The organism is Shimia marina, assembly GCF_001458175.1.
Taxonomy (GTDB): domain Bacteria; phylum Pseudomonadota; class Alphaproteobacteria; order Rhodobacterales; family Rhodobacteraceae; genus Shimia; species Shimia marina.
This window is the reverse complement of record NZ_CYPW01000040.1, coordinates 267,352-293,926: the sequence shown is the minus strand read 5'-3', so window position 1 is coordinate 293,926 and position 26,575 is coordinate 267,352. Positions and strand designations below refer to the sequence as shown.

The 26,575-nt window shown below is 58.5% G+C and carries 29 protein-coding genes and 1 tRNA gene; 15 read left to right on the top strand and 15 right to left on the bottom strand.

Going from position 1 to position 26,575, the window contains the following annotated elements; translation table 11 throughout:
• Nucleotides 1-22: 22 nt before the first annotated feature.
• From trxC to SHM7688_RS19055, 6 genes are all read right to left on the bottom strand, one after another.
• On the bottom strand, nt 23-454 hold the full coding sequence (trxC, locus tag SHM7688_RS19080) for a thioredoxin TrxC (protein WP_058241583.1): 432 nt from the start codon (nt 452-454) through the stop codon (nt 23-25).
• Nucleotides 455-574: 120 nt separating this feature from the next.
• Nucleotides 575-1,564 carry an ABC transporter substrate-binding protein gene (locus SHM7688_RS19075; protein WP_058241525.1) on the bottom strand — a complete coding sequence of 330 codons (990 nt, stop codon included), beginning with the start codon at nt 1,562-1,564 and terminating at the stop codon, nt 575-577.
• Nucleotides 1,565-1,602: 38 nt separating this feature from the next.
• Nucleotides 1,603-2,448 carry an ABC transporter permease gene (locus tag SHM7688_RS19070; RefSeq protein WP_058241524.1) on the bottom strand — a complete coding sequence of 282 codons (846 nt, stop codon included), beginning with the start codon at nt 2,446-2,448 and terminating at the stop codon, nt 1,603-1,605.
• Entirely contained in the window at nt 2,445-3,377 is a 933-nt protein-coding gene (locus tag SHM7688_RS19065; RefSeq protein ID WP_058241523.1) for an ABC transporter permease, read from the bottom strand. Before SHM7688_RS19065 ends, SHM7688_RS19070 begins: the two co-directional genes overlap by 4 nt.
• Entirely contained in the window at nt 3,374-3,805 is a 432-nt protein-coding gene (locus tag SHM7688_RS19060) for a GNAT family N-acetyltransferase (RefSeq protein WP_058241522.1), read from the bottom strand. The genes SHM7688_RS19065 and SHM7688_RS19060 overlap by 4 nt, the downstream gene beginning before the upstream one ends.
• Before the next feature lie 93 nt (nt 3,806-3,898).
• Nucleotides 3,899-4,702 carry an ABC transporter ATP-binding protein gene (locus SHM7688_RS19055; RefSeq protein ID WP_058241521.1) on the bottom strand — a complete coding sequence of 268 codons (804 nt, stop codon included), beginning with the start codon at nt 4,700-4,702 and terminating at the stop codon, nt 3,899-3,901.
• Nucleotides 4,703-4,734: 32 nt separating this feature from the next.
• Between SHM7688_RS19055 and SHM7688_RS19050 the strand changes: the two genes are divergently transcribed.
• Nucleotides 4,735-5,148 (top strand): cupin domain-containing protein, encoded by a 414-nt coding sequence (locus tag SHM7688_RS19050; protein WP_058241520.1) that lies wholly within the window; start codon nt 4,735-4,737, stop codon nt 5,146-5,148.
• A 5-nt stretch (nt 5,149-5,153) separates the two neighbouring features.
• Here SHM7688_RS19050 and hydA read toward each other — a convergent pair whose 3' ends face one another.
• The 3 genes from hydA to SHM7688_RS19035 form a co-directional block, all read right to left on the bottom strand.
• Nucleotides 5,154-6,611, bottom strand: a complete 1,458-nt coding sequence (gene hydA, locus SHM7688_RS19045) for a dihydropyrimidinase (protein ID WP_058241519.1) — start codon at nt 6,609-6,611, stop codon at nt 5,154-5,156.
• A 58-nt stretch (nt 6,612-6,669) separates the two neighbouring features.
• Nucleotides 6,670-6,954, bottom strand: a complete 285-nt coding sequence (locus tag SHM7688_RS19040) for a GIY-YIG nuclease family protein (protein ID WP_058241518.1) — start codon at nt 6,952-6,954, stop codon at nt 6,670-6,672.
• Between the two features lie 129 nt (nt 6,955-7,083).
• The gene (locus SHM7688_RS19035) at nt 7,084-8,334 is read right to left on the bottom strand and encodes a Zn-dependent hydrolase (RefSeq protein WP_058241517.1); all 1,251 of its coding nucleotides are present in this window, start codon (nt 8,332-8,334) and stop codon (nt 7,084-7,086) included.
• 168 nt (nt 8,335-8,502) lie between these two features.
• On the opposite strand from SHM7688_RS19035, the gene SHM7688_RS19030 reads away from it, so the two are divergent.
• The 3 genes from SHM7688_RS19030 to SHM7688_RS19020 all read left to right on the top strand — a co-directional run bounded on the left by SHM7688_RS19030 (nt 8,503) and on the right by SHM7688_RS19020 (nt 10,725).
• The gene (locus tag SHM7688_RS19030) at nt 8,503-9,144 is read left to right on the top strand and encodes a TetR/AcrR family transcriptional regulator (RefSeq protein WP_058241516.1); all 642 of its coding nucleotides are present in this window, start codon (nt 8,503-8,505) and stop codon (nt 9,142-9,144) included.
• 80 nt (nt 9,145-9,224) lie between these two features.
• Complete coding sequence (locus tag SHM7688_RS19025) at nt 9,225-9,842, top strand: TetR family transcriptional regulator C-terminal domain-containing protein (RefSeq protein ID WP_058241515.1); 618 nt, start codon at nt 9,225-9,227, stop codon at nt 9,840-9,842.
• A 286-nt stretch (nt 9,843-10,128) separates the two neighbouring features.
• A complete protein-coding gene (locus SHM7688_RS19020; protein WP_144432635.1) occupies nt 10,129-10,725 on the top strand; it encodes a sulfotransferase family protein in 597 nt (198 codons plus the stop codon).
• Between the two features lie 78 nt (nt 10,726-10,803).
• Here the strand turns inward: SHM7688_RS19020 and preA are convergent, their stop codons facing one another.
• Nucleotides 10,804-12,108: an NAD-dependent dihydropyrimidine dehydrogenase subunit PreA gene (preA, locus tag SHM7688_RS19015; protein ID WP_058241513.1), complete on the bottom strand. Its 1,305-nt coding sequence runs from the start codon at nt 12,106-12,108 to the stop codon at nt 10,804-10,806.
• Nucleotides 12,109-12,224: 116 nt separating this feature from the next.
• On the bottom strand, nt 12,225-13,550 hold the full coding sequence (locus SHM7688_RS19010; RefSeq protein ID WP_058241512.1) for an NAD(P)-dependent oxidoreductase: 1,326 nt from the start codon (nt 13,548-13,550) through the stop codon (nt 12,225-12,227).
• A 440-nt stretch (nt 13,551-13,990) separates the two neighbouring features.
• On the opposite strand from SHM7688_RS19010, the gene SHM7688_RS19005 reads away from it, so the two are divergent.
• Both SHM7688_RS19005 and SHM7688_RS19000 read left to right on the top strand, forming a co-directional pair.
• Nucleotides 13,991-14,197 carry a cold-shock protein gene (locus SHM7688_RS19005; RefSeq protein WP_058241511.1) on the top strand — a complete coding sequence of 69 codons (207 nt, stop codon included), beginning with the start codon at nt 13,991-13,993 and terminating at the stop codon, nt 14,195-14,197.
• Nucleotides 14,198-14,212: 15 nt separating this feature from the next.
• Nucleotides 14,213-15,184: a sulfotransferase gene (locus SHM7688_RS19000; protein ID WP_083499117.1), complete on the top strand. Its 972-nt coding sequence runs from the start codon at nt 14,213-14,215 to the stop codon at nt 15,182-15,184.
• A 198-nt stretch (nt 15,185-15,382) separates the two neighbouring features.
• On the opposite strand, the gene SHM7688_RS18995 is transcribed toward SHM7688_RS19000, so the two are convergent.
• The 4 genes from SHM7688_RS18995 to pdxH all read right to left on the bottom strand — a co-directional run bounded on the left by SHM7688_RS18995 (nt 15,383) and on the right by pdxH (nt 17,255).
• Nucleotides 15,383-15,459: transfer RNA gene (locus tag SHM7688_RS18995), tRNA-Pro, on the bottom strand.
• Nucleotides 15,460-15,504: 45 nt separating this feature from the next.
• Complete coding sequence (locus tag SHM7688_RS18990; RefSeq protein ID WP_306341279.1) at nt 15,505-16,026, bottom strand: DUF192 domain-containing protein; 522 nt, start codon at nt 16,024-16,026, stop codon at nt 15,505-15,507.
• On the bottom strand, nt 15,996-16,553 hold the full coding sequence (locus tag SHM7688_RS18985) for a cold-shock protein (protein WP_058241581.1): 558 nt from the start codon (nt 16,551-16,553) through the stop codon (nt 15,996-15,998). Before SHM7688_RS18985 ends, SHM7688_RS18990 begins: the two co-directional genes overlap by 31 nt.
• Nucleotides 16,554-16,649: 96 nt before the next feature.
• Nucleotides 16,650-17,255, bottom strand: coding sequence for a pyridoxamine 5'-phosphate oxidase (gene pdxH / locus SHM7688_RS18980; RefSeq protein WP_058241509.1), 606 nt, complete (start codon nt 17,253-17,255; stop codon nt 16,650-16,652).
• Between the two features lie 125 nt (nt 17,256-17,380).
• On the opposite strand from pdxH, the gene fabI reads away from it, so the two are divergent.
• The 9 genes from fabI (at nt 17,381) to SHM7688_RS18935 (ending at nt 26,432) form a co-directional block, all read left to right on the top strand.
• Complete coding sequence (gene fabI / locus SHM7688_RS18975; RefSeq protein WP_058241508.1) at nt 17,381-18,199, top strand: enoyl-ACP reductase FabI; 819 nt, start codon at nt 17,381-17,383, stop codon at nt 18,197-18,199.
• Nucleotides 18,196-18,810, top strand: coding sequence for a LysE family translocator (locus SHM7688_RS18970; protein WP_058241507.1), 615 nt, complete (start codon nt 18,196-18,198; stop codon nt 18,808-18,810). Before fabI ends, SHM7688_RS18970 begins: the two co-directional genes overlap by 4 nt.
• Nucleotides 18,810-19,559 (top strand): L,D-transpeptidase family protein, encoded by a 750-nt coding sequence (locus tag SHM7688_RS18965; RefSeq protein WP_223229219.1) that lies wholly within the window; start codon nt 18,810-18,812, stop codon nt 19,557-19,559. The genes SHM7688_RS18970 and SHM7688_RS18965 overlap by 1 nt, the downstream gene beginning before the upstream one ends.
• Nucleotides 19,560-19,629: 70 nt before the next feature.
• A complete protein-coding gene (locus SHM7688_RS18960; protein ID WP_058241506.1) occupies nt 19,630-20,553 on the top strand; it encodes an AEC family transporter in 924 nt (307 codons plus the stop codon).
• 68 nt (nt 20,554-20,621) lie between these two features.
• The gene (gene gpt / locus SHM7688_RS18955; RefSeq protein WP_058241505.1) at nt 20,622-21,140 is read left to right on the top strand and encodes a xanthine phosphoribosyltransferase; all 519 of its coding nucleotides are present in this window, start codon (nt 20,622-20,624) and stop codon (nt 21,138-21,140) included.
• Nucleotides 21,141-21,387: 247 nt separating this feature from the next.
• Nucleotides 21,388-22,575, top strand: a complete 1,188-nt coding sequence (locus SHM7688_RS18950) for an aminotransferase (protein WP_058241504.1) — start codon at nt 21,388-21,390, stop codon at nt 22,573-22,575.
• 106 nt (nt 22,576-22,681) lie between these two features.
• Entirely contained in the window at nt 22,682-24,523 is a 1,842-nt protein-coding gene (locus SHM7688_RS18945) for a peptidyl-prolyl cis-trans isomerase (protein ID WP_058241503.1), read from the top strand.
• 14 nt (nt 24,524-24,537) lie between these two features.
• Nucleotides 24,538-26,049, top strand: coding sequence for an anthranilate synthase component I (gene trpE / locus SHM7688_RS18940; RefSeq protein WP_058241502.1), 1,512 nt, complete (start codon nt 24,538-24,540; stop codon nt 26,047-26,049).
• A gap of 35 nt (nt 26,050-26,084) precedes the next feature.
• On the top strand, nt 26,085-26,432 hold the full coding sequence (locus SHM7688_RS18935) for a VOC family protein (protein WP_223229218.1): 348 nt from the start codon (nt 26,085-26,087) through the stop codon (nt 26,430-26,432).
• Nucleotides 26,433-26,575: the final 143 nt, after the last annotated feature.

Below are 26,575 nucleotides of genomic sequence, written 5' to 3'. Positions count from 1 at the left end.
GCGCCGCCGCTCTCCGGCGGTATCAGACCGAAGCCTTGATCCACTTCACAATCGCTGTTTTCGGCAGTGCTCCGGACTGTCTGGCCCGCTCTTTGCCATTGGTGAAAGCCGCCATCGTGGGAATCCCGCGAATACGGTATTTGCTGCCCGCATTGCGGTGCGCTTCTGTATTGAGCTTCACCAGCCGCACCGCCCCTTTGAAATCCTGCGCGGCCGCCTGATACTGCGGCGCCATCTGACGACAGGGGCCACACCAAGGTGCCCAGAAATCCACCACCAAAGGCACATCATCATTGCGAACGGCTTTTTCAAACGTGGCCAGATCGACCTCGGCCACTTTGCCGCTCATCAATCCAGTGCCACAGGTGCCACATTTGGGGCCCGCGCCCAGCTTGTCATAGGGCACCCGGTTGATTTGCCCACACTTAAAGCAGGTCAGCTTCTTACCGCTCATGGTCGCCTCCATCGTCACCTTGCGAACCGGACATAAGATGCCACTCTACGGTTTGAAAGCCCTTCCAACGTAAAAGGCCGGGGCATCCCCCGGCCTCTTCAGTCTCTAAGGTCTCAACGCTTACTTCAGCGCTTTGTCGGTGATGGCGTGGGTCCATGCGCCTTCTGGAGTGGCGGTGATCACCGGATCAGAGCCACCGGACATCAGGCTTGCCACCGTGCGCTCATAGTCCGCCACATCCAACGCGCCGTTGGAGCCTGCGGTCAGCTTGGCAATCTCGCCCATCATACGCACCTGATGCTCTTCGGTCTGCGCACCGGTCTCATCATACTCCAGCACAATCATCGCCGCGTCTTCAGGGTTCTCTTCGGCCCACTTCCAGCCCTTCATGGACGCACGTACAAAACGCACCATCTTGTCCTCAAAGGCCGGATCGGCGAGGTTTTCTTCCAGCGCATAAAGCCCGTCTTCCAGCGTCGCCACACCCTGATCTTCGTATTTGAACGTGGTCAGATCATCCGCGGTCAGACCCGCATCAATCACCTGCCAATATTCATTGTAGGTCATGGTGGACACACAGGCCGCCTGACCGTTCAGGATCGGATCCACGTTGAAACCCTGCTTGAGCACCTCAACACCGGCGTCCCCACCATCAGTGCCCAGCTCCAGCTGCGACATCCAGCTCAGGAAAGGGAACTCATTGCCAAAGAACCACACGCCCAGCGTCTTACCGGCAAAATCATCGGTACTCGCCACACCCGCATCCTTGCGGCAGGTCAGCATCATGCCCGAGGATTTGAACGGCTGCGCAATGTTCACCATCGGCAGGCCCTTTTCACGCGCTGCCAGCGCCGCTGGCATCCACTCAACGGTCACATCCGCGCCGCCTCCAGCCAGCACCTGTGTCGGCGCAATATCGGGGCCACCCGGCTTAATGGTCACATTCAGGTCTTCATCCGAGTAAAACCCGTTTTCAAGCGCCACATAGTAGCCCGCGAACTGGGATTGGGTCACCCATTTCAGCTGCAAGGTCACATCATCCGCAGCCAGCGCCGCACTCCCCAGCAGGGAAAGGGCCGCCGCCGTAAGAGAAGAAGTCGAGAGTTTCATGCAAGTTTCTCCTTGTTGAATATCAATTGGGTTGTTGATCAACCTCTTTGTGATGGGTGCCAGAAGGTCACCCGTTTTTCGATCCAGGCCACCACCCCGTAAAAGGCGCTGCCCACCAGAGCCGAGACAAAAATCTCCGCCCAGACCAAATCTATTGAAAGGCTGCCAACGCCAGTCGAGATCCGAAATCCCATCCCGCGCGTGGGCGAGCCGAAATACTCCGCAACAATGGCCCCGATCAAAGCAAGGGTTGTGGCAATCTTCAACCCGTTGAAAATGAAAGGCAGCGCCGCAGGGATGCGCAGCTTCAGCAAGGTCTGAAAATAGCCCGCCGCATAGGTGCGCATCAGATCGCGCTGCATCGCGTCCGTGGCGCGCAGCCCCTGCACCGTGTTCACCAGAATGGGAAAGAACACCATCACCACCACAACGGCCGCTTTGGAGTGCCAGTCAAACCCGAACCAGTTCACCAGAATTGGGGCCACGCCGACAATCGGCAAGGCGGCGACAAAATTGCCAATCGGCAGCAGGCCGCGGGTCAGAAACGCACTGCGGTCAATCAGAAGCGCCGCCACAAAGGCCGCCGCCGCCCCCATCAGAAAGCCGCGCAACGCGCCTTTCACAACGGTCTGCACAAAATCCACCCACAGAAGGTCTGTGGATTGGGCAAACACCACCATCACCTGGCTGGGTGGTGGCAGGATCACCTGACTGACCCCAAAGCCACGCACAAGGCATTCCCAGATCACCAATATGGTGATCCCAAACAGCACCGGCACCGCAATACGCACCACCATCATGCCTGCATAAGCCGAGTTCGCCAGCCACACATTGGTGCGCCAGGCAGCGGCCCAAAACACCAGCATTGCAACAATCCAGATCATCCGTGGAACCCCATCTTGCGCAGTGTCACCCGCTGAGTGATGTCAATCAATGTGACCAGAAGACCAGCCAGCACCGCAGCACAGATCAGCGCCGACCAGATCGCCAACGGCGTGCCAAACTGATCCCCGATCAGGATCCGCGCGCCCAGCCCGCTGATCGCCCCTGTTGGCAGCTCACCCACAATCGTACCCACCAACGCAGCGGCGATGCCGACCTTCAGCGCGGTGAACAGATAAGGCACGCTGGCGGGCAGGCGAAGCTTCAGAAAACTCTGCACCCCACTGGTGTTATAGGTTTTTAAGAGATCCAGCTGCTCGCCCGTCGGGGAGCGCAAACCTTTGACCATCGAGACCAGCACCGGAAAGAAACACAGATAAGCCGAGATGATCGCCTTGGGCACGCCCCGTCCTTCAATGCCCACCTGATTGGACACCACAATGATCATCGGTGCCAAAGCCACAATCGGCACGGTCTGGCTGATGATCGCCCAGGGCATCACACTCATGTCCACCACACGGCTGTAAACGATGGCCACCGCGCCCAGAATACCGACGGTGGTGCCCAACACAAAGCCCCACAGCGTCGACTGCAACGTGACCCAGGCGTGATAGATCAGAGAGCGTTTCGACCAAGCCCGCCCTTTGGCCACCATCGCACCCGTGGTCTTCCACAGCTCTTCGCCCACCTGCGCCGGTGTCGGCAACCGCGGCCGTTTGAGATCATAGCCCGCCGCCACCAGAGAGGGGTTGTCAAGCATCAGCTTAAAGACAGACACATCGCGGCGTTCCACAGAGCCTTCCGGCACCACAACCGCACCGCCCCGTTCGGCAATATCCAGCGCCGGGCGCACATTCATCGGCGCCACCGCCAGCCACCAAATGCCCACAATCGCCGCCAGAACGGTCAAAATCGGGAGTAGGTTTCTCATCGCCGCCACTCCATCCGCACTTCGCGCAGACCTTTATGAATGTCGCCATCGTGTCGGCTGACTTCCTCAAAACCTTCGCGTTTGTAAAACCGCTGCGCCGCTTCATTTGCCTCATGCGTGTGAAGCCAGATAAAGTCGCGTCCCTCTTTGGCCTTCTCCATCAGAGCCTTACCCAACCCCGCGCCCGTCTTCCGGCAATAAAGCCCGCCAACCCGGTTCACCTTCGGATCAAAGGACAGGTAGCCCTCAATTGGGTTTCCCGCGACCCACATCTCCCGCTCAGGCATCGCCTCACGGATCATGTCGGCAATCTCCTCCGGCCCATAGATCGACGGCATCCAATCTGTAGCCGCCTCCCAGTCAGAGACAATCCGCGCCATCGCAGGCGCATCTGCGACCTGCGCGCGCCTGATGTCACCTTTGTTCATAAAGCACCTCCCGCCCCGGACCTGATCCGGGGCCTCATGCCGATGTGCGCCCAGAGGTCCCGGGCCAAGCCCGGGACATGTGTTTCCCGCCACTCAGTCATTTTCATGCCCCGCCCGCAGCCCATCCCGCACCCGATGGGAAATCTCAATAAATTCAGGGCTGTCACGAATATCCAGAGGCCGCTCTTTTGGCAGGGTGCTTTCAATCACATCGTGAATCCTCCCCGGGCGCGGGCTCATCACCACAATCTTGGTGGAGAGATACACCGCCTCTGGAATCGAGTGAGTCACAAAGCCAATGGTCTTATTGGTGCGCGCCCAGAGCTCCAGAAGCTGCTCATTGAGGTGATCGCGCACAATCTCATCAAGCGCCCCAAATGGCTCATCCATCAAGAGAATATCGGCATGAAACGCCAGCGCGCGTGCAATGCTGGCCCGCTGTTGCATCCCGCCGGAAAGCTGCCAGGGGAATTTCTTCTCAAAGCCCTCCAGATGCACCAGCTCCAGCACTTCTTTGACCGCCGCATCCTGCTCTGCCTTGGAAATCCCCATGATCTCCAGCGGCAGGCGAATGTTGCCGCCAATGGTGCGCCACGGGTAAAGCCCCGCATGCTGGAACACATAGCCATAAGCCCGCGCCTTACGCGCCTCCTCCGGGCTTACCCCATTGACGGTGATCTCCCCGGCCGTGGGCTGCTCCAGATCGGCCATACAGCGCAGAAAGGTGGTCTTGCCACAGCCTGACGGCCCAATGAAAGAAACAAAATCCCCCTTGTTGATATCAAGGTTCACATCCTTAAGCGCATGCACAGGACCATCATTGGTCTCAAAGGTCAGGCTCAGGTTTTTTGCTCTGATCACGGTTGACACACCGCTCTCCCCCTCTGTCATAGTCATATCATTATTGCCTTTTTCAGGAGCACGCCCTCATGACGTCGTCTATGCCCCCCAAATGCCAAAAACTGCGCCCCGGCGGCACCTATGCCGGCAAACAGGGGTTCAGCTATTTTGAGGGCATTGCCCGCGAAACCACCGGTGCTCAGGGCATCTGCATGCACCTGCTGCGCATCCCGCCCGGCGGTCGCGCCAAAGCCCATCTGCATGAAAGCCATGAAACGGCGATCTATGTGATGGAAGGCTCTGCCGCGATGTACTGGGGCGAAAAGCTTGAGCACCATATGGAAACCGTTGCGGGCGATCTGGTCTATATTCCAGCGGGCGTCCCCCACCTGCCGGTCAATACCGGCGAGGTTGAAGCGGTTGCCGTGATAGCCCGCACCGACCCGCACGAACAGGAAAGCGTGCGCCTCCTGCCCGAGCTTGAGGATCTGGTGCCCGCTTAAGCGCATCACACACCCGTGGCCGGAATGCCCGTCCGCTGCACAGGCTGCGGCGCGCTCAGCTCTTTCCAGGTGCTCAGCGCCTTGTTGACCGTCGTATTGGCTTCGCGTGCCACAAATTTGCCGTGGCCTTCCTGCGTGCGGATCTCTCCATCATGCACCGCCACATGGCCCCGTGTCAGGGTAAAGCGCGGCAGGCCTTTGACCTCCTGGCCTTCAAAGACGTTGTAATCAATTGCGCTCTGCTGGCTGCCTGCGGAAATCGTCTTGGTCTTCTTAGGATCCCAGACCACAAGATCCGCATCCGCCCCCACCAGAACCGCGCCTTTCTTGGGATAGCAGTTCAGGATCTTGGCAATATTGGTGGAGGTCACCGCGACAAACTCATTGGGGGTCAGACGGCCGGTCTCCACCCCGTGCGTCCAGAGCATCGGCATCCGGTCCTCAAGCCCGCCGGTGCCATTGGGGATCTTGGAAAAATCGCCCACGCCATAGCGTTTCTGCTCGGTGGTAAAGGCGCAGTGGTCGGTGGCAACCACACTCAGGCTGCCCGATTGCAGACCGGCCCAGAGGCTGTCCTGATGTTTCTTGTTGCGAAACGGCGGCGACATCACCCGGCGCGCCGCATGATCCCAATCCGGGTTGAAATACTCGCTCTCATCCAGCGTCAGATGCTGAATGAGCGGCTCGCCCCAAACCCGCTTGCCCTGCATACGCGCACGCCGGATCGCCTCATGGGCCTCCTCACAGGAGGTGTGCACCACATAGAGCGGCACACCGGCCATATCGGCAATCATGATCGCGCGGTTGGTGGCTTCGCCTTCCACCTGCGTCGGGCGCGAATAGGCATGGCCTTCCGGCCCCACATTGCCCTCCGCCAGCAGTTTGGCGGTCATCTCCGCCACCACATCGCCGTTTTCGGCGTGCACCATGGCAATCCCGCCCAGCTCCGCAAGACGGTTGAAAGAGGCAAACAGCTCATCGTCATTCACCATCAACGCGCCTTTATAGGCGAGGAAATGCTTGAATGTGTTGATGCCGCGCTGCTCAATCACGGTCTTCATATCGTTGAAAACCTGCTCCCCCCACCAGGTCACCGCCATGTGGAAAGAATAGTCACAGTTCGCTCGTGTGGATTTATTGTCCCAACGCTTGATCGCATCCATCAGGCTCTCGCCCTGATTGGGCAGACAGAAGTCCACCACCATGGTGGTGCCCCCTGCAAGACCCGCGCGTGTGCCGCTCTCAAAATCATCGCTGGAGTATGTGCCCATAAACGGCATTTCCAAATGCACATGCGGGTCAATCCCCCCCGGCATCACGTAACAGCCGGTCGCGTCCAGCTCCTCGTCGCCTTTAAGGCCTTTGCCAATCTCAATGATCACCCCGTTTTCAATCAACACATCCGCCTCATAAGACAGATCTGCGGTCACTACGGTGCCGTTCTTGATAACCTTTGTGGTCATAACTTAACTCCCTGAATGCGCGCCCCGCCCCGGACGTGATCCGGGGCCTCGCCCGCAATCACGCCGGAACAAACGCCGTTATGTCCTGCCAATTTGGATTGGCATCTGTAATCAGTTTGATTTTCCAGTCCCGCCGCCAACGTTTGATCGCACGTTCGCGCCGCAGAGACGGTTCGAAGGATTCGTGTTCTTCGAACCAGACCAGTGTTTTGATGTTGTATTTGTGTGTGTGTGTCGACAGCCCCGCCCGATGCGCCTGCAGGCGCAACCGAAGATCGGTTGTGCGCCCAACGTAGAGCGCGCCGCCCGGTCTGGAGGCCAGGATGTAAACGAAGTGGGACATCTCCAACCCTCGCGCCATCGTGGTTACCAAATCGTAAACACCGCCCCAGCCCCACGACAAAGCCTCGCCCTGCCTGAGACCGCCAGAGGTCCCGGGTCAGGCCCGGGACGGGGGGTGCCAATGGCAAGCTCACTCCACAACTTCCGCTGTCTCAAGCACCGCGTGCAGCATAACATCCGTGCCGGCCGAGGCCCATTCTTTGGAAATCTCTTCCGCCTCATTGTGGCTCAACCCGTCCACACAAGGACACATGATCATCGCTGTAGGGGCCACATCGTTGATCCAGCAGGCGTCATGCCCCGCGCCAGACACGATATCCATGTGGCTATAGCCCAGACGCTCCGCAGCGTTGCGCACCGCGCTGACACAGCCTTCGTCAAAGGCGGGCGGATCAAACTGGCCGACGATTTCCCAATCCAGCCCAACTTCGATCTCTTCGCAAAGCTTGGGCGCTTTCTCGGCAAACTCCGCCAGCATCGCGTCAATCACCTCTTGCAGGTGACTGCGGAAATCTATGGTGAACACCACCTTGCCCGGAATGATATTGCGTGAGTTGGGATAGACATCCACATGGCCAATTGCGCCCACCGCATTGGGCTGATGCTTCATGGCAATCTCATGCACCAGCTCTGTGATACGCGCCAAACCCCGGCCCGCATTCTTGCGCATAGGCATCGGCGTAGATCCGGTGTGGCTTTCTTTGCCCGTAACGGTGCACTCAATCCAGCGCAGCCCCTGACCATGGGTGACAACCCCAATGTCCTTGCCTTCCGCTTCCAGAATAGGCCCCTGCTCGATGTGCAGCTCAAACATCGCATGCATCTTGCGCGCGCCCACCTCTTCGTCGCCCACCCAGCCGATGCGCTTAAGCTCATCGCCAAATGTCTTGCCCTCAGCATCCGCACGCCCGTAGGCCCAATCCTGTGTATGCCGCCCAGTGAATACGCCAGAAGCCAACATAGCAGGCGCATAGCGTGTGCCCTCTTCGTTGGTCCAGTTGGTAACGACAATCGGGTGTTTGGTCTTGATGCCCAGATCATTCATCGAGCGCACAACTTCCAGCCCGCCAAGCACGCCCAGCACACCGTCATATTTGCCGCCTGTGGGCTGCGTGTCCAAATGGCTGCCCATATAGACCGGCAGCGCGTCAGGGTCCTCACCGGCACGGGTGGCAAACATATTGCCCATCGTGTCCACGCCCATGGTCATGCCCGCAGCCTCACACCAGGTCTGAAACAGCGCACGGCCCTCTGCATCTTCATCAGTCAGGGTCTGACGATTGTTGCCACCGGCAATACCGGGGCCAATCTTGGCCATTTCCATCAGGCTGTCCCACAGCCGATCTCCGTTCACCTTCAGGTTCTCACCCGGTGCTGCCATTGTCTCACACTCCCTTGTTCTGGCCGGGGCTGCCGCGACGCCACGCTCACGCGCGGATCGGTCCCTTGCTGGTGGGGCTCTTGCTTTCGCAGGCATCCTGACCGTATGGTCAATTTCAGAGCAACATAGCCTGACCAACCGGTCAAGAAATTTCTCAAGGTCTCTTTGATGCCCAAAGCCAGCCCCTCAAACAGCAAGAAACTGCGCCGTCAGGAGGCGGAGGCGCTTATTTTATCAGCAGCAGAAAAAGTCTTTGCCGAGGCCGGCTTTGGCGGCGCCACCATGCAATTGATCGCCGACGTCGCCGGTCTGCCCAAGGCCAACCTGCATTATTACTTTCCCACCAAAGAGTTACTCTATCGGCAGGTGGTTCAGAACATCTTCGAAATCTGGCTTCAGGCCGCCGATGTTTTTGATCAGGCTGAGGGCCCCGAGGAAGGCATTGGTGCCTATATCGACGCCAAAATGGAAATTTCCCGCCGTCATCCAAACGGGTCCAAAGTCTGGGCCAGTGAAGTGATGCACGGCGCTCCGGTCATTCAGGACTATCTGGAGACCACGCTCACCGATTGGACCAACGGGCGCATCACCGTCATCGAACGCTGGATTTCCGAGGGCCGCATGGCCCCCATCGACCCGCGCCATCTGCTGTATATGCTCTGGGCAACCACCCAGCATTACGCCGATTTTGGCCATCAGATTGAGACCCTAAACGGCAGCGCCCCCCTCTCCGATGCGCAATGGGAAGCCGCCAAAAACAACATCAAAACCATCATCTTGCGCGGCATTGGTGCCCTGCCAACCGCGTGAAAACCTGACCTCACGCCCTATGGACCTGCGCCGCTGCCTTCTTTAGCCTAGGCAGAGCAACGCAGAACGGAACGCAGATCATGTCTCAGGCCCCGGCACGCAAGCCAAGCCGCATTCAACAACGCAATCGCAAGCGCATCCTTGAAGCCGCACTGGAAGTCTTTTCCAGTCAGGGGTTTCGGGGGGCCACGCTTGATCTGATCGCCGAGGAGGCCGGGCTCTCCAAGCCCAACATCCTCTATTATTTCAGTGGCAAAGAAGACATTCACACAACCCTGCTCAACCAATTGATGGAAACCTGGCTCGATCCGCTCGAAGATATGGATCCCAACGGCGACCCGATTGAGGAGATCATGTCCTATGTCCACCGCAAGCTGGAAATGAGCCGTGAATTCCCACGTGAAAGCCGCCTCTTCGCCAACGAAATCCTCCAAGGCGCCCCGCGCATGGCCCCCCATCTGGAAAGTGATCTCAAACCGCTGGTGGATCGCAAGACCGCCGTGATCCGCCAATGGATCACCGAAGGCAAATTGGCCGATGTAGATCCGCGCCACCTGATTTTTTCGATCTGGGCCACCACGCAACATTATGCAGATTTTGCCGTGCAGGTGCGTACTTTGATGCCAGAGGCCAGCAGCCCAACAGAGGGCGCCGATGCCTATCTGGACATGTTGTTCCGCAAACTCCTCACGCGCTGATCCAGCCGTTCCTGAGCCAGATATCTGGCTCAGATCCATTGATGTTGTACCGGATCGGGAACATGAAGGGGCCCTGAGCCCACTGCGGCAAAGAAGCGACACCTTTCCCCCACCTGCCATTTTCCTTTTGGGCATCTGCCGAAATTGGCTAAGCTGCCTAAAAAATAAATAAACTAAAAATAAAATTGTAGGCAGGCAAATGAGTACGAAACCGCTTCTGTTTCAGATCGGGCACAACAAATGTGCCACGAGCGCCCTTTTCTTTCTATTCCTTCGCTCCCATCACATGGCACTGCACAGCGGTGGGCGTTACTGGAAACGCCACCACAAAGGCTTTCTGGGCATGCGCAGCCCACAGGAGCGCATTCACGACAACATTCTGAATGGCCACGCCCCACTTGAGGGGCTGGAACGCTTCACCGCGTTTTTTGACATGGAATACAAACGTGGCTCCGATGTGGTGGAGAATTTCAAACGCTACGCCACCTTTGCCCGCCACTACCCCAACGCCAAATTCCTGATGAACACCCGTGACAAGGACGATTGGCTGCGCAGTCGGGTGCGCCATGCCAACGGGCTGTACCTCAAACAGGAAATGGCCCGCAAAAACCTGTCCTCTGATGAGGTTGTGGCCGCTTGGTCCTCTGATTTTGACCGCCACCTGCGCAAGGTCCGTAGCTTTTTTAAAGGGGAGGCGGATCGTCTTTTGGTCTTCAACACCGACAAGGACGACATTCAGAAACTGGTGGATTTCGCTGCGCCGGAGTTTCCGCTCGACACAAGCCACTGGGCAGAGGTGCGCAGCACCGACCGGATTGTCGAGAAAAAAGGCTGGCAGGACGACGGCGCAGATTTGCAGATTGCCATGGGCGACGCCGCCTGACACCGATCCCCCCCAAACACATCCAATAGAAAACGGCCGGGACATTCCCGGCCGCTCTTATTTCCAAAACACGCATAATCACTCCGCCGCAGTCGACGCCGGATTGTTCGGATGCGCGGTCCAATTGCCATATTCGGCGGCAACCGGCGTCCCTGTGCGCTCATCCATCTCGCCCGCGTCCAGCGTGCGCATGGTGATGCAATTCTCCACCGGGCAGACATTGACGCAAAGGTTACAGGCCACGCATTCATCATCCTTCACGGTGAACACACGGTCCTCAGACATCTCGATCGCCTGATGGCTGGTGTCCTCACAGGCCGCATAGCAGCGTCCGCATTTGATGCAATCATCCTGATTGATCACAGCCTTTGTGACGTGATTGAGGTTCAGATACTGCCAGTCGGTGACATTCGGCGTCGCCATGCCAACAAAATCCGCTGTTGAGGTATAACCCTTCTCATCCATCCATTGAGACAGACCCGAGATCATCTCCTGCACAATCTTAAAGCCATAGGTCATCGCCGCCGTACAGACCTGCACATTGCCCGCCCCCAGCGCCATGAACTCTGCCGCATCACGCCAAGTGGTCACGCCACCAATGCCGGAAATCGGCAGGCGTGCGGTTTCAGGGTTCCGCGCGATCTCTGCCACCATATTTAACGCAATCGGCTTCACCGCAGGGCCGCAATAGCCGCCATGCGTGCCTTTGCCATCAATCATCGGCTCCGGGCTCATCGCATCCAGATTGACCGAGGTGATCGAATTGATCGTGTTGATCAGGCTCACCGCATCCGCCCCACCGCGCAGCGCCGCTTCGGCTGGATAGAGAATATTGGTGATGTTGGGCGTCAGCTTCACAATCACCGGCAGGTCGGTGGCCGCCTTGCACCAGCGCGACACCATCTCGATATACTCCGGCACCTGCCCCACAGCAGAGCCCATGCCACGCTCGGCCATCCCATGCGGGCAGCCAAAGTTCAGCTCAAACCCGTCACAACCGGTTTCCGCGATCATCGGCAGAATGCGCTTCCACGCGTCTTCCTCACAGGGCACCATGACGCTCGCGATCAGCGCGTGATCCGGATAATCCCGCTTCACCCGCGCCATTTCCTCAAGGTTCACCTCCAGCGGACGGTCAGTGATCAGCTCGATATTGTTGAGCCCCAGCAGGCGCCGGTCTGCGCCGTGAATGGCCCCGTAACGCGGCCCGTTCACATTCACCACCGGCGGGCCTTCCGCCCCCAGCGTCTTCCAGACAACGCCCCCCCAGCCCGCATCAAAGGCGCGGCGCACGTTATATTCCTTATCCGTCGGCGGCGCGGATGCGAGCCAGAACGGGTTTGGGGATTTGATCCCGACAAAATCACTTTCGAGATTGGCCATATCGCTTATCTCCTTTTTGGTTGGTTCCCCCGCGCCCCGGACCTGATCCGGGGCCTCTGGCCATCACGCACCCGGCGCGAGGTCCCGGGTCTCGCCCGGGACGGGAATCTATGCTGTCAATCGGCCCTCAAAGCCGCATGAATATCCTCAGCCGCATCACGGCCCTCCGCCACTGCGGTCACGGTCAGATCATCGCCACCCGTGGCGCAGTCACCCCCGGCCCAGATGCCCTCCACAGAGGTCCGACCGGTCTCATCCACCTTGATCTTGCCCCGCTCCAGCGTGGGCAGGCCTTCGCCTACCAGCGTCTGACCAATCGCCTTGAACACCTGATCCGCCAGCAACCGCACGCTCTGGCCGGTCGGTTTCAGATCATTGTCGGTGTACTCAAATTCGATCTCGCGCACCGCGCCATTGCCGATCACCGCTTTGGGCGCGGCGTTGGTGATGATCCGCACCCCTTTGGAGGCGGCCAGATCCTGCTCAAACTCCGAGGCGTTCATGCGGTCTTTGCCACGGCGATAGACAAGGCTCACATTCAGCGCGCCCAACAGCTTGGCTTGCACAGCGGCATCCACCGCCGTCATCCCGCCGCCAATCACCACAACATCACGCCCGATTTCCAACTGGGTGAGATCCTTGGCCTGACGCAGCTCCGCGATGAAACCCACCGCATCCTCCACGCCGTCCTTGTCTTCGCCCTCAACACCCAGCGCATTCACACCGCCCAGACCAATGCCCAGGAACACCGCATCAAATGCCGCTTTCAGACCGTCCAACGACAGCCCCTCGCCCAGCTTCTTGCCTGTCTCGATGGTGATTCCGCCGATCTTCAGCAGCCAATCCACCTCGCGTTCGGCAAAACTGTCGACAGACTTATAGGCCGCGATGCCAAATTCATTCAGTCCGCCCGCCTTGGCGCGCGCATCATACACCGTCACGTCATGACCATGCAGCGCCAGACGGTGCGCCGCAGACAGACCCGCCGGCCCCGCGCCCACAACTGCGACCTTCTTTCCTGTCGAGGCCCCCCGCACAAACGGATGCGCCCCACGCTCCACCAAAACATCGGTGGCATAGCGCTGCAACCGGCCAATCTCCACCGGCGCCCCCTCTGCTGTCTCACGCACACAGACCTGCTCGCAAAGCGTCTCCGTTGGACACACCCGCGCGCACATCCCGCCCAGAATATTCTGACTGAAAATGGTCTTCGCTGCCGCTTCCGGCGTGCCTGTGGCGATCTGGCGAATGAACAGAGGAATATCAATGTCTGTCGGACAGGCCGTCATACAGGGCGCATCATGGCAAAAGTAACAGCGATCCGCCGCCACCAGCGCCTCATGAACATCATAGCGAGGATGCAAATCCCCGAAATTTTCGGACAGTTCCGCTGAGCTCAATCGCCCTGCCTGAATGCCGTCGCTAAAGGGTGTGTTGGACATGAAACCTCCCCATACACCTTGTTGGCTACAGGCATCAGGCTGGCACAGGCCCCGTCACCGATCAATAAATTTTTTTACCATACGGTCAAAGTCAGGATTCTACTGAATTTTGCGGAATTTTGCTTCGGGTTCTCCCGCACTGTGACCAATTGTTGATCACCCCATGCCTGCCAATTGTCAGGCGCAACCGTCCGCTCCCGGCGCGCGGCAGGCGCACATCCGCCCTGACCCGGTGGGGTTTATGTGAATATTCTGCAAAAAATGCCCAAAATGGTCGCTTTGAGCAAAAAGCGGCCTTGTTTTCTGCGGCGTATCTCCTCAGATGTGGGGTGCGCAGTTTCTAATGTCGACCCTCTGCTCCTAACCGGCTCAGCTTTTCGATCAAGATACCCGCCGGGCTGTCGCATGACGCGGACAGCACTAAATTATGGAGACAGACGATGGCTACAGGCACCGTCAAATGGTTTAACACCACCAAAGGTTTCGGCTTCATTGCCCCAGAAGATGGCGGCAAGGACGTTTTTGTTCACATTTCCGCAGTAGAGCGCTCCGGCCTGACCGGCCTCGCGGACAACCAGAAAGTCAGCTACGAGCTGCAAGCTGGCCGTGACGGCCGCGAAAGCGCCGTCGATCTGGCACTGCTGTGATCTGATCACAACCATTTGGAAAAGGCGCTGTATCTGCAGCGCCTTTTTTATTTGCGCAACAGACTTGGCGCAGGTGCCAACGTTCAAATATGGTCAGATCGCCGCCTGCCCCTGCGCTTTCCCATGGGCGTGCAGCCGTCGGTCTGGACAGACCCGGCTGTATGTCCCAAAGTACGGTCGAAATCACATCCACCGCGCTTACCGCACTTCGGAGTTTCACCAGCGCTCCTTACTGATCCGATCACTCAATCCGTTCAATTAGCAAACTCTCAAAACGACAGTTCAAATATAATGTTCCCCAATTCCTACGTTTTTATCGTAACCTACGGGCGCTCCGGCTCCACCCTTCTACAAAATGTCATAAACGCCCTTCCCGGCTACGAAATCCGTGGCGAAAATGCGCACGCCCTATTCTATCTATTCCAATCTTGGCGACAGATCTCAAACAGCGGCCCCATGAACGGGCTGCGCCAGCACAACACCGCCACAGCCTCCTCTCATCCTTGGTTCGGAGGCGAGCTTGTCGATCCCGATGTCTTCGGCAAGAGCCTTGCAGAGACCTTCATCAAAACCGTGCTGCAACCGTCAGAGGGCGTAAGCGTCTCGGGCTTCAAAGAAGTGCGATACAATGAAAATCTCCCCCTGCTCACCCCGTATCTGAATTTCATCCACCGCTATTTTCCAAACGCAAAATTTGTGTTCAACACGCGCAATCTCGACAGCGTTGCAAAATCCGGCTGGTGGCAACAGCAACCGCGCGCGCAGGTCATTCGAAAGCTCTCAAACACTGAAAAAGCTTTTGATAAATATCTGACTGCCTTTCCGGATCGCGGGCTGAAAATGCACTACGATGACTATGTCGCAGATCCGTGCAGCTTTGACCGCCTGTTTGATTTTCTGAACAACAGGCTGTCGCAAGAGGATTTGGACCAGATCCTCGGCAATAAGCTGACCCACGCCCAAATCCCCAAAGAGAAGCGGCGCTGACACTGCTTTAACAAACGCAACCGGGACAGCTGGACCCTGTCACACAGGCCCACGTCCCCGCGCATCGCACTCCGGCGCATGCCATCACCACCTGCTTGGCCATTCAGCGGAACCGGTCATTGCGCTGCAAGAGACATGCAACAGAAAAAGGCGCCACCCGAAGGTGACGCCTTTTTTCTTTTCCTCTCAGAGGAAATATGGTCGGGACGGCAAGATTCGAACTTGCGACCCCCTGTACCCAAAACAGGTGCGCTACCAGGCTGCGCTACGCCCCGATCCGTGGAGCACCGTTTACCCCCACTGTTCGGGAATGAAAACCCCTAACATGGCCAATTTGCAATTTCTTGCAAAAAACTTGGATGGCGCATGGCGCTACCCTCAGTAATTCCTAGGGATTTTGCCATTCCGCCATTGATCTCAAGAACATAGCGGATGGCCTCACCACCTGGAATCGGGGTCTCATCAAGGGGAATCGCCTCATGATGAATGCGCTGAATCACCCCATGTTCGTCTGCAAACAGCATATCGAGGGGAATCAACGTATTGCGCATCCAGAAAGACACGGGCCCCGTACGGTCATAAACAAAGATCATCCCCGCACTGGCTGGCATGGCGCTGCGATGCATCAGCCCCTCAGCCCGCGCGCTGCGTGTGTCAGCCACTTCTACGGTGAATCGCGCCTGCCCCCAGTCCCCTTTGAGCCAAAGGGTGTCTTCTCGACAGGCGCCCTGTGCGTGCCCCGCACGCGGCAGCGCGCCAATCAGCGCAGCTGCCAGAATGACGCCGATCCCACGACCGGCGCCGCCAAATTTTAGGAGTTGTCCAAAACTGCGTTTTCCCACGCCAATACCTCAGTTGCCATGCGACCACGTTTACCGTCGATCACACGCAGCGCCAAGGCTTCGCCGGGCTGAAGATCGCTCAGGCCAGAGCGACGCAGCACTTCAATATGCAGGAAAATATCTTCCGGGCGACCAAACACATTGGCAAAGCCAAAGCCCTTGCCCTTGTCAAACCACTTCACCCGTGCAGGCTCCAGAGGCGTGGCACGGATGTCATCCAGATCCATACCTTCAAAATCGGACAGGGCCACCGGGCTCTCTGTTTCCGGCGCATCAATGCGGTGCACTTCAACGGCCTGCGAGCCTCGGTCCGTCACCTGAACCGACACATCAATCGCGGATCCATCCGCAACAGAGCTCTGACCGAAATTGCGCAGCACGTTGGCGTGCAAAAGAATGTCCGGCCCACCTGCATCCGAAACAATGAATCCGAAACCTTTGACCGGATCGAACCACTTCACCACGCCTGCAACGCGGGTGGTGTCTTTCTCTAGAGTACTCAATGCCTCAACCTTAGTTTGTATCATCCCCATGATGAACTAAACTGTGCGGCATTCCGCACAAATCAGCAAGCGCAAAAATTCCATGCATTTCATGCGCTTGCTCGTTGATTTCCGCCCCACTTAGGGGTTAAGGCGAAGGATTTCCCACTGTTTTTCAGGTGTTTCGCGGGTCCAGCGGAACCGATCATGCAAGCGAAACGCACCATCGGCCCAGAACTCAATCTCCGTAGGAATTATACGAAATCCGCCCCAAAAATCAGGGCGTTTGGGGTGGGTGCCGTGCTGTGTTGTCATTTTTGCCACTTTTGCCATCAATTCCGCCCGAGAATTGAGCGGTTTTGATTGCTCCGAGGCCCAAGCGCCCAATTTACTCTTCAGGCTGCGCGACTCAAAATAGGCATCGGCCTGCGGCCCCTCTTCGCGCATAACGTGTCCGCGCACCCGGATCTGACGCCGCAGAGACTTCCAGTGCATCACAAAGGCCGCCGCCCCGCTGGCATCGATTTCCTGCGCCTTCACGCTGCCGTAATTCGTATAGAAAACAAAGGCCGCCTCCTCGATATCCTTGAGCAGCACCATGCGCGCATTGGGCATGCCCGCTCCGTCCACCGTCGAAAGCGCGATGGCATTGGGATCATTTGGTTCGCTTTTCTCCGCCTCTTTCAGCCAGGCACGCGCGATCGCAAAAGGATCATCGCCCGCAAATATACCGCCGCGTTCAGTCATTTCTGCCTCCGGAATTCTGAATCACGGACCACCCTTGCCCGTCTCCTCACCAATGTGAAGCCCTTGATGCGTCAAGAGCAATCGCCTAAACGTCTGCCATAACGAAGTGGGACGGAGTGGACCGGATGTCAAATCACCTCATGACCGGCAAACGCGGCGTGATCATGGGCCTTGCCAACGACAAGTCTATCGCTTGGGGCATCGCCAAAGCCTGTGCCGATGCTGGCGCCGAATTGGCCTTCACCTACATGGGCAACGCTTTCAAAAAGCGCGTGGTTCCGCTCGCCGAAAAACTTGGCGTAGACACGCTGATTGACTGCGACGTATCCGACCCGGCCTCCATTGATGCAGCCTTTGCTGAAATCGAAGCCAAATGGGGCAAAATTGACTTCATCGTTCATGCCATTGGCTTCTCTGACAAAAACGAGCTACGCGGTCGTTACGTTGATACATCTAAAGACAACTTCCTGATGACCATGGACGTATCCGTCTATTCCTTCACCGCCGTGATGCAGCGCGCGGAAAAGCTGATGAAAGACGGCGGCTCTGCCCTGACACTCACCTACTATGGGGCTGAGCAGGTCATGCCGCACTACAACGTGATGGGCGTCGCCAAAGCCGCGCTGGAAGCCTCCGTGAAATACCTCGCCGAAGATCTCGGCAAAGACGGCATCCGCGTCAACGCGATTTCCGCAGGCCCGATCAAAACCCTCGCCGCCGCAGGCATTGGCGACTTCCGCTATATTCTGAAATGGAATGAGTTGAACTCGCCCCTGCGCCGCAACGTCACCATTGATGACGTGGGCAACTCTGCCCTCTACCTGCTGTCCGATCTAAGCAGCGGCGTCACCGGCGAAAACCTGCATGTGGATTCTGGCTATCATATTGTCGGCATGAAGGCGGTGGATGCACCAGACATCGACACAGAAGTGGGCCGCAAATGAGCGTCGCAGCTTTTGTTGCGACAATCTCGCTCTGCCTCATGGCCGCCATCAGCCCCGGCCCAGCCGTCTTGATGGCGGCGCGCGTGGGGCTGCGCGACGGGCTCAAAACTGGCGCAGCACTGGCCGCAGGCATCGGTCTGGGGGCCGTTTTTTGGGCCGGTGCCGCACTCTTTGGTCTTGCGCTTCTGTTTGAATACGCCCCCTTCCTGCTGACGGCGCTGAAAATTGGCGGCGCAGGCTTCCTGATCTGGACCGCCATCAAAATGTGGCGCGCCGCAGATGTGCCGCTGGAAGACGGTGAAGATGCCGCCGCCCTGCCCTCGCTCTGGTCTGCTTTGCGCCTTGGCATCTGGACACAGCTCGCCAATCCCAAACCCGCAGTTTTCTTTGGTGCGGTTTTTGTGGGCACCGTCCCCACAGATGCAACACCTCCGGCTCTGGCGTTGGTGCTCCTGTGCATTTTTCTGGGTGAGTTCCTCTGGAACACGGCCGTGGCGCGTCTGTTCTCACTCAGCAAAACCCGCGAAGTCTACATCGGGCTGAAATACTGGATTGACCGCATCTTCGGCGGGCTGCTCGCAGCCCTTGGCGTGAAAATCGCCGCGCTGTGATGCGCCGCCTTCTCGCACTCTTTGTGGCATGCGGCGCATTTGCGTGGCTTGCACTCCAATACCCTCCTCAGATCCCGGCTCCAAAGCCTGATCTGCGCTCCCCGCGCACAGGCATCGGTGAGATCCGCGCCTATCAAACGCCCAAGCTCCGCGCAGCCATGGCCGAGGCCGATCTCCACCTGGGGGCCCCAACCTACATCCGCATCTTCAAAGAAGAAAAAATCCTCGAACTCTGGCTGCAATCAGAGGCAGGGCCCTATGCGCTCTTCAGAACCTATCCGATCTGCAACCACTCTGGCGCGCTTGGCCCCAAACTGAAGGAAGGCGACCGCCAGTCGCCCGAAGGCTTCTACCGCGTGGACAAAGCCGCGCTCAATCCAAACAGCAGCTATCACCTGTCCTTCAATCTGGGCTTCCCCAATGCCTACGACCGCGCAAAGGGGCGCACCGGCAGCTACCTGATGGTGCACGGCGATTGTGTCTCTGTGGGGTGCTACGCGATGACCGATCCGATGATCGAAGAGATCTATGTCACCGTAGAAGCCGCGCTGAACGCCGGGCAACCCTTTGTACCGGTCCACGCCTTCCCTTTTCGCCCCACCGAGGCGCGCATGGCCCGTGCAGCTGGGCACCCATGGGAAAGCTACTGGCAAAGCCTCGCGCCCGCTTATGGCACCTTCGAACAAAGCCGCCGCCCGCCGCACATATCGGTGCAGCGGGATCGCTACATCGTCTCTCCTGCATCCTGATACCGCCATGGCTTGTCCCCACCGAAAGCTTTGCTAGAAGACGGGCAATCACGCGTGCGGGAGAATATGAATGAATGTGACGGCTGCCTTTCTCCCAATCATCCTGACCATGCTCTGTGGCTACGGTCTCGCCCTGCGCGGCGTGATCGACAAGGCGGGCTGGACCGCAATTGAAACCTTGAGCTTCAAGCTGCTCATTCCCGTTGTCCTGATACGCTCCATTGCCCAGTCTGATCTTGCGCCCGTCGCATTCGCGGGCGTCATCAGCGCAACAGTTCTGACCCTCGGCATCTGCGCGATGGCTGTATTTATCTTTCGTGCCCTGCGCGGAAAGGGCCGCCTGCCCGATCAAGACTTCACCACTCTGATGCAGACCACGACCCGCTGGAACGCCTTTATTGCTCTGGCGGCGGCAGAGCTTTTGAGTGGTCCTGAAACCCTGATCCTTATTGCCGCAGCCATGGCCGTCCTGATTCCGCTGATCAACATCTTTAATATCGTCGTGCTGGCCCGCTATGGCACCGTCTCCCTGACGCCACAGGCGGTCGTTTTGCAAATTGCCAAGAATCCGCTGGTACAGGGCTGTGCAATTGGGCTTGTGATTAACCTGTCTGGCTTGGATCTGCCCCCTGTGGCCTCTCAAACGCTTGATTTGATTGGCCGGGCTGCACTGGGCATTGGCCTTTTGACCGTTGGGGCAGCCTTGTCAATCAAGCGCCTCTTGCACATCACGCCAACCATCGCCACAGGCATTGCTTTTCGACTAATTCTTTGTCCGTTGATCTTTCTGCTGCTCTCAAAAGGCTTCGGCTTGTCCCCTCTAGAAACATTGGCCGGGCTCATGGTGTTGGCCGTGCCCGCCGCTTCCAACGGCTATATTGTTGCCAAGCAGATGGGGGGTAACGCGGATCTCTATGCAGATATCCTGTCATGGCAAACCATCCTATCGATGGGGATCCTCCCGCTTTATATTTCTGTCTTGCCCCTCATCTAAAGACGGTTTGCGCCACAATGTGCTTCTGATAGAAGAGCCAAAATCTGCGACAAAGGGGTGAGTCCACCATGAGCGAGCGTCTGCCACACGAAAAAGGCTTCCACATCAGCTGGGATCAAATCCACCGCGACAGTCGGGCTTTGGCGTGGCGTCTGGACGGCAAAGGCCCGGACGATGGCGCATGGCGCGCGATTGTTGCCATCACCCGCGGCGGCATGGCGCCTGCGATGATCGTGGCCCGCGAACTCGACATCCGCGTGGTCGACACCATCTCCGTGAAATCCTACCACTCCGGCGGCGGCAAGGCTGATCAGCGCCGTGAGGCCGAAATTCTGAAAGCGCCCGACGCTGCGCTGATGGGCGACGGCGAAGGCGTGCTGATCATCGACGATCTGGTGGATTCCGGCAAAACGCTGGAACTGGTGCGCGACACCTACCCGAAGGCGCATTTTGCAACGGTCTATGCCAAACCACAGGGCGAGCCGCAGGTGGACACGTTCATCACCGGCGTCAGCCAGGACACATGGATCTTCTTCCCATGGGACATGGCCCTGCAATATGTCGAGCCCTACCGCGGCAACGACTGATCCTTGGCGATCTTGAGGTGAGCGCACTCTATTTCGGCTAAGGCTGTCTTAGGGGCGCTGCCCCTGCCGCATCTGCGATGCGGCCACCCCGGGATATTTCTTTCAAGAGGAAGACCGGGAGATATAGACGCAAGAGCAAACAATCGCTTGCACATCACTGAATTGGTGGCTTTTCTGCGTGAAAGCCGCTGACCATCGCGCAACCCGCGCATAGGGTCGGCCCAACCTCAGACGCCAGGAAGCCGCCATGACCCTCTCTCGCACCAACGCCACATTCGCGCCACCTGTGATGGAGGCCCGTCGCTGGCTTAAAGGGGTGAGTTTCACCGCCGAAAAACCTCTGATCAATGTCAGCCAGGCCGCTCCAGTGGCCCCACCCCCAGAAGGGCTGCGCCGCCACATTGCTGAGATTGCGGTGAGCAATCCTGAAACACATCTCTATGGTCCGGTGCTTGGGCTACCTGAGCTGCGCGCGGAAGTTGCAGATCACTGGTGCGCCGCTTATGGCGGCAAGATCACGGCGGCGCAGGTTGGCATCACCTCCGGCTGCAATCAGGCCTTTAGCGCAGCTCTTGCCGCCATCGCGGGTGAGGGAGATGAGATTATCCTCCCAACACCTTGGTACTTCAATCATAAAATGTGGCTGGACATGCAAGGTGTCACCGCTGTTCCCTTGTCCACCGGCGCGGATCTTTTGCCTGATCCAGACCAGATCCTGCGCCTGATGACGCCCCGCACCCGCGCCATTGTGCTGGTCACCCCCAACAACCCCGGCGGTGTGGAATACCCGGCAGAGCTGGTGCGCGCCATCTATACCCATGCCCGGAGCAAAGGCGTCAAACTGATCGTGGATGAAACCTACCGCGATTTTGATTCTCGCAGCGGCGCGCCCCATGATCTCTTCAGCGATCCCGATTGGGACCAAACCCTGATCCAGCTCTACTCTTTTTCCAAAGCCTACCGCCTCACCGGTCACCGCGTCGGTGCCATGGTCTGCAACACAGAGACGCTGGCTGAGGCCGAAAAGTTTCTGGACACTGTCGCCATCTGCCCCAACCAACTGGGCCAGCACGCCGCGCTCTGGGGCATGAAAAACCTGTCCGACTGGCTCGCTCAGGAGCGATTGGAGATACTGGATCGCCGTCAGGCTATCACAGACAACCTCCACAAAATCGACAAAAATGGCTGGAAATTGCTTGGTGCAGGCGCATATTTTGCCTATTTCGAACATCCTTTCGAAATGGACAGCGATGCGCTGGCCAAAATGCTGGTGCGCGAGCACGCGGTGCTCACTTTGCCCGGCACAATGTTTACACCAGATGAAGATCCCTTAAGAAAACGCTCCCTGCGCATCGCCTTTGCCAATGTCGATCGCGAGGAAATTGGCGTTCTCTTTGATCGCATCGCTGCGGTGGATGCGCCGCACGCAAAATAACGCCACTGCGCAGATCAGGGGCACGGCAATCACGCTTGCCCCCCTTGCCCCAACCGCGTAGACCTTCTGCCGAGAAACTCGAACAAACACAGGGCGGAACGCAGAGATGGCGCAGGGCAAAACCTCAAAAACGATGGTCTGGATCCTCATGGCCTTGCTCATTCTTGGGCTTGGCGGCTTTGGCGTGACCAATTTGTCCGGCACCATCCATTCGGTGGGCTCCGTTGGCGAAAAAGACATATCTGTCAATGACTACAGCCGCGCTCTTCAAGAAGAGCTGCGTGCTCTGGAAGCCCAAACAGGCCAGTCTCTGCCCTTTGCACAGGCGCAGGCCTTCGGCATCGACCGCCTTGTGCTGGCCCGCCTGACCACCACCCGTTCGATGGATGCGGAAAACGCGCGCCTCGGCATTTCCATTGGCGATGAAAACCTGCGTCAGGAACTGATGGCCATTCCGGCGTTTCAGGGGCTGGATGGCTCCTTTGATCGCGACGCTTACAGCTTTGCCATTGATCAGGCGGGCATGAGCGAAGCCGATTTTGAAGACACCGTCCGCGAAGACACCGCCCGCAGCCTGCTGCAAGGCGCCATAATTTCCGGTTTGCAAATGCCAGCCGCCTATGCGGATACGGTCATCACCTATGTGGGCGAAGAGCGGGATTTCACATGGGCCCCCCTCACCGCAGAGAACCTGATCCGCCCGGTCACCGCACCAAGCGAAGAGGACATCGCCGCTTTCTATGAGGACAATCAAGCCCGCTTCATGTTGCCCGCCAGCCGTCAGATCACCTACGTCTGGCTGAGCCCAGACATGATCCTTGACCAGGTGGAGATCGACGAAACCGCGCTGGAACAGCTCTACAAAGATCGTGATGCCGAATTCAACCGTGCAGAGCGCCGTCTGGTTGAGCGTCTGGCCTTTGCCGACGAAGCCGCTGCGCAAAAGGCGCTGGATGACATTGCCGCTGGCACCACAACCTTCGAAGCGCTGGTAGAGGCCCGAGGTCTGGCGCTCTCGGATGTGGATCTGGGCGATGTGACCGAGGCCGAACTGGGCGCCGCAGGCCCCACTGTCTTCCTAACACCAGCAGGCGCCGTGGCAGGCCCGGCTGAAACCTCTCTTGGCCCGGCCATCTTCCGCGTGAACGGCATTTTGCCTGCACAGAACACCTCTTTTGAAGAGGCGCGCGACATGCTGCGCGAAGAGCTTGCAGCCGATCGTGCCCGTCGCCTGATTGACACACAGATTGGCGACATCGACGATCTTCTGGCCGGTGGCGCCACGCTTGAGGAAGTGGCCGATGAAACCGACATGACCCTTGGCACACTGGAGTGGCACCCCACCGCGACCCATCCGCTGGCAGGCTATGAAGGCTTCCGCGCGGTCGCTGCGGCGGTCACGGAAGATGATTTCCCGCAGGTGGACGTGCTGGATGATGGCAGCATCTTTGCGCTGCGTCTGGAAGGCGAGACAGAGGCCCGCCCGGCCCCCTTGGAGGATGTGCGCGAAGAGGCGATCGCTGCGATCACCGCAGAGCGCGCCACCGAAGCCCTTGAAAAAATGGTGGAAAGCCTGCGCCCGCGCCTGAACGATGGCACCAGCTTCACCTCCTTTGGTTTCACCGCCAATGAAGAAACCGGCATCGACCGCGGCGCTTTCATTCCAAGCACGCCGCGCGCCCTGCTCACCACAGTCTTTGAAATGACCCCCGGTGAGCTGCGCACCGTGCCCAGCGCCGAGGGTCTGATCCTTGTGCGTCTGAATGCCATCTCCGCACCAGACACCGAAGATCCCGAAGTGGCCCGCCTCAAAGAAGGCATCACCGCGCAACTGTCTTCCAGCATCGCGCAGGATGTGTTTCAGGCCTATGCCGAAGCGCTGCAGGCCATGTATCCGGCAGAAATCAATCAGCAGGCACTCAACGCAGTGCATGCGCAGTTCCAATAAGAAAGGCCGCCAAGGTGGACCTGACCCCGTCATATGAAGATTTTGCCAAAGCCTATGAGGCTGGCCAAAATCAGGTTGTCTACACCCGGCTTGCTGCCGATCTCGACACGCCCGTGTCACTCATGCTCAAGCTGACAGGCGCCCATAAGGACGCCTTCATGCTGGAGTCTGTCACCGGCGGCGAAGTGCGCGGGCGCTATTCCATCATTGGCATGAAGCCGGACCTGATCTGGCAAACCCATGGCACAGAAAGCCGCATCAACCGCTCTGCACGCTTCGATCCCGATGGCTTCACCCCACAGGAGGGTGACCCGCTCACCAACCTGCGCGCCCTGATCGCCGAAAGCCGCATCGACCTGCCCGAAGACCTGCCACAGGCCTCCGCCGGTCTCTTTGGCTATCTCGGCTATGATATGATCCGGCTGGTGGAGCATCTGCCCAACATCAACCCGGATCCCCTTGGCCTGCCCGATGCCTGCATGCTGCGCCCCTCTGTGGTTGCCGTGCTGGATGGTGTGAAAGGTGAGGTCACCGTGGTCTCCCCCGCCTGGGTAAGCGACGGCCAATCCGCAAAAGCCGCCTATGCGCAGGCTGCTGAGCGCGTGATGGATGCGGTGCGCGATCTGGAACGCGCCATGCCACAGGCCGCGCGCGATCTGGGCGAAGCCCATGAGGTCTCCCCGCCCACCTCCAACTTCACCAAAGAAGGCTATATGGCCGCGGTGGAGAAGGCCAAAGACTACATCAAGGCAGGCGACATCTTTCAGGTGGTCCCGGCACAGCGCTGGACACAGGAATTTCCACAGCCGCCTTTCGCGCTCTACCGTTCCCTGCGCCGCACCAACCCGTCGCCTTTCATGTTCTATTTCAACTTCGGCGGTTTTCAGGTGGTCGGTGCAAGCCCCGAAATCCTCGTGCGGGTGTTTGGCGACGAAGTCACCATCCGCCCGATCGCAGGCACCCGCCCCCGTGGCGCAACGCCCGAAGAGGACAAGGCGCTGGAGGAAGATCTGCTGGCCGACAAGAAAGAGCTGGCCGAGCACCTCATGCTGCTTGATCTGGGCCGCAACGACACTGGCCGCGTCGCCAAAGTCGGCACCGTGCGCCCAACCGAGAAATTCATCATCGAGCGCTACAGCCACGTGATGCACATCGTCTCCAACGTCGTGGGCGAACTGGCCGAGGACAAAGACGCGCTTGATGCCTTCTTTGCAGGCATGCCCGCAGGCACCGTCTCCGGGGCGCCCAAAGTGCGCGCCATGGAAATCATCGACGAGCTGGAACCGGAAAAACGCGGCATCTATGGCGGCGGCGTGGGCTACTTCAGCTCCGGCGGCGACATGGACATCTGCATCGCGCTGCGCACCGCGATTGTGAAAGATCAGAAGCTCTACATTCAGGCCGGTGGCGGCGTTGTCTATGACAGCGACCCGGAGGCTGAATATATGGAGACCGTCCACAAATCCAACGCCATCCGCCGCGCCGCCGCAGACGCCGCGCGCTTCACCGGCAATGGCAATACGTGAGCGCCCCGACGAACCCATCCCAAGGTCTCAGCACCGTGACCCCCTATTTTACGGTGCCAGACGCGGATGGGTTTATCACTTTCCTGCACGCCCTCTTTGGCGCAGAGCTGATCAAAGACACCCGCTACGACAACGGCACGATCCAACACGCTCGCCTGCGCATTGGCACGTCGGTTCTGATGCTCAATCAAGCCACCCGGGATTACCCCGCAAACATCTCCCAGATACACATTCAGGTGTCTGATGCGGCGGCGGCCTATGCCAAAGCTCTGGAACTGGGCGCCATCTCTCTGATGTCGCCAAACCTGCGCCCACACGGAGAGCATATGGCCGGGATCACCGATCCCTTTGGCAACATCTGGTGGCTCGCCAGCCGGGCATGAAACCACCGCGCCGCAGGCCTCTCAAACACCTTGAAGATCACCAGGCAGCTCATAAGCTGTTGCGCATGGCCCATATGCACCGCGCGCCTGATCAACCCTGTCTGTCGCCAAAATGCACCGTCACTTTACGGAGGCGATACCGA

Excerpts from the sequence above, each read along its gene's own strand:
- SHM7688_RS19040 (WP_058241518.1), bottom strand. The coding sequence starts at position 6,954 with ATGTCCCACTTCGTTTACATCCTGGCCTCCAGACCGGGCGGCGCGCTC.
- SHM7688_RS19025 (WP_058241515.1), top strand. The coding sequence starts at position 9,225 with ATGTCTCAGGCCCCGGCACGCAAGCCAAGCCGCATTCAACAACGCAAT.
- preA (WP_058241513.1), bottom strand. The coding sequence starts at position 12,108 with ATGGCCAATCTCGAAAGTGATTTTGTCGGGATCAAATCCCCAAACCCG.
- SHM7688_RS19005 (WP_058241511.1), top strand. The coding sequence starts at position 13,991 with ATGGCTACAGGCACCGTCAAATGGTTTAACACCACCAAAGGTTTCGGC.
- SHM7688_RS19075 (WP_058241525.1), bottom strand. The coding sequence starts at position 1,564 with ATGAAACTCTCGACTTCTTCTCTTACGGCGGCGGCCCTTTCCCTGCTG.
- SHM7688_RS19035 (WP_058241517.1), bottom strand. The coding sequence starts at position 8,334 with ATGGCAGCACCGGGTGAGAACCTGAAGGTGAACGGAGATCGGCTGTGG.
- gpt (WP_058241505.1), top strand. The coding sequence starts at position 20,622 with ATGAGCGAGCGTCTGCCACACGAAAAAGGCTTCCACATCAGCTGGGAT.
- SHM7688_RS19050 (WP_058241520.1), top strand. The coding sequence starts at position 4,735 with ATGACGTCGTCTATGCCCCCCAAATGCCAAAAACTGCGCCCCGGCGGC.
- SHM7688_RS19070 (WP_058241524.1), bottom strand. The coding sequence starts at position 2,448 with ATGATCTGGATTGTTGCAATGCTGGTGTTTTGGGCCGCTGCCTGGCGC.
- SHM7688_RS19010 (WP_058241512.1), bottom strand. The coding sequence starts at position 13,550 with ATGTCCAACACACCCTTTAGCGACGGCATTCAGGCAGGGCGATTGAGC.
- pdxH (WP_058241509.1), bottom strand. The coding sequence starts at position 17,255 with ATGACTGAACGCGGCGGTATATTTGCGGGCGATGATCCTTTTGCGATC.
- SHM7688_RS18960 (WP_058241506.1), top strand. The coding sequence starts at position 19,630 with ATGAATGTGACGGCTGCCTTTCTCCCAATCATCCTGACCATGCTCTGT.
- SHM7688_RS18985 (WP_058241581.1), bottom strand. The coding sequence starts at position 16,553 with ATGATACAAACTAAGGTTGAGGCATTGAGTACTCTAGAGAAAGACACC.
- SHM7688_RS19020 (WP_144432635.1), top strand. The coding sequence starts at position 10,129 with ATGGCACTGCACAGCGGTGGGCGTTACTGGAAACGCCACCACAAAGGC.
- SHM7688_RS18965 (WP_223229219.1), top strand. The coding sequence starts at position 18,810 with ATGCGCCGCCTTCTCGCACTCTTTGTGGCATGCGGCGCATTTGCGTGG.
- fabI (WP_058241508.1), top strand. The coding sequence starts at position 17,381 with ATGTCAAATCACCTCATGACCGGCAAACGCGGCGTGATCATGGGCCTT.
- SHM7688_RS18945 (WP_058241503.1), top strand. The coding sequence starts at position 22,682 with ATGGCGCAGGGCAAAACCTCAAAAACGATGGTCTGGATCCTCATGGCC.
- trxC (WP_058241583.1), bottom strand. The coding sequence starts at position 454 with ATGAGCGGTAAGAAGCTGACCTGCTTTAAGTGTGGGCAAATCAACCGG.
- hydA (WP_058241519.1), bottom strand. The coding sequence starts at position 6,611 with ATGACCACAAAGGTTATCAAGAACGGCACCGTAGTGACCGCAGATCTG.
- SHM7688_RS19030 (WP_058241516.1), top strand. The coding sequence starts at position 8,503 with ATGCCCAAAGCCAGCCCCTCAAACAGCAAGAAACTGCGCCGTCAGGAG.
- SHM7688_RS19065 (WP_058241523.1), bottom strand. The coding sequence starts at position 3,377 with ATGAGAAACCTACTCCCGATTTTGACCGTTCTGGCGGCGATTGTGGGC.
- SHM7688_RS18950 (WP_058241504.1), top strand. The coding sequence starts at position 21,388 with ATGACCCTCTCTCGCACCAACGCCACATTCGCGCCACCTGTGATGGAG.
- SHM7688_RS18970 (WP_058241507.1), top strand. The coding sequence starts at position 18,196 with ATGAGCGTCGCAGCTTTTGTTGCGACAATCTCGCTCTGCCTCATGGCC.
- SHM7688_RS19055 (WP_058241521.1), bottom strand. The coding sequence starts at position 4,702 with ATGACTATGACAGAGGGGGAGAGCGGTGTGTCAACCGTGATCAGAGCA.
- SHM7688_RS19060 (WP_058241522.1), bottom strand. The coding sequence starts at position 3,805 with ATGAACAAAGGTGACATCAGGCGCGCGCAGGTCGCAGATGCGCCTGCG.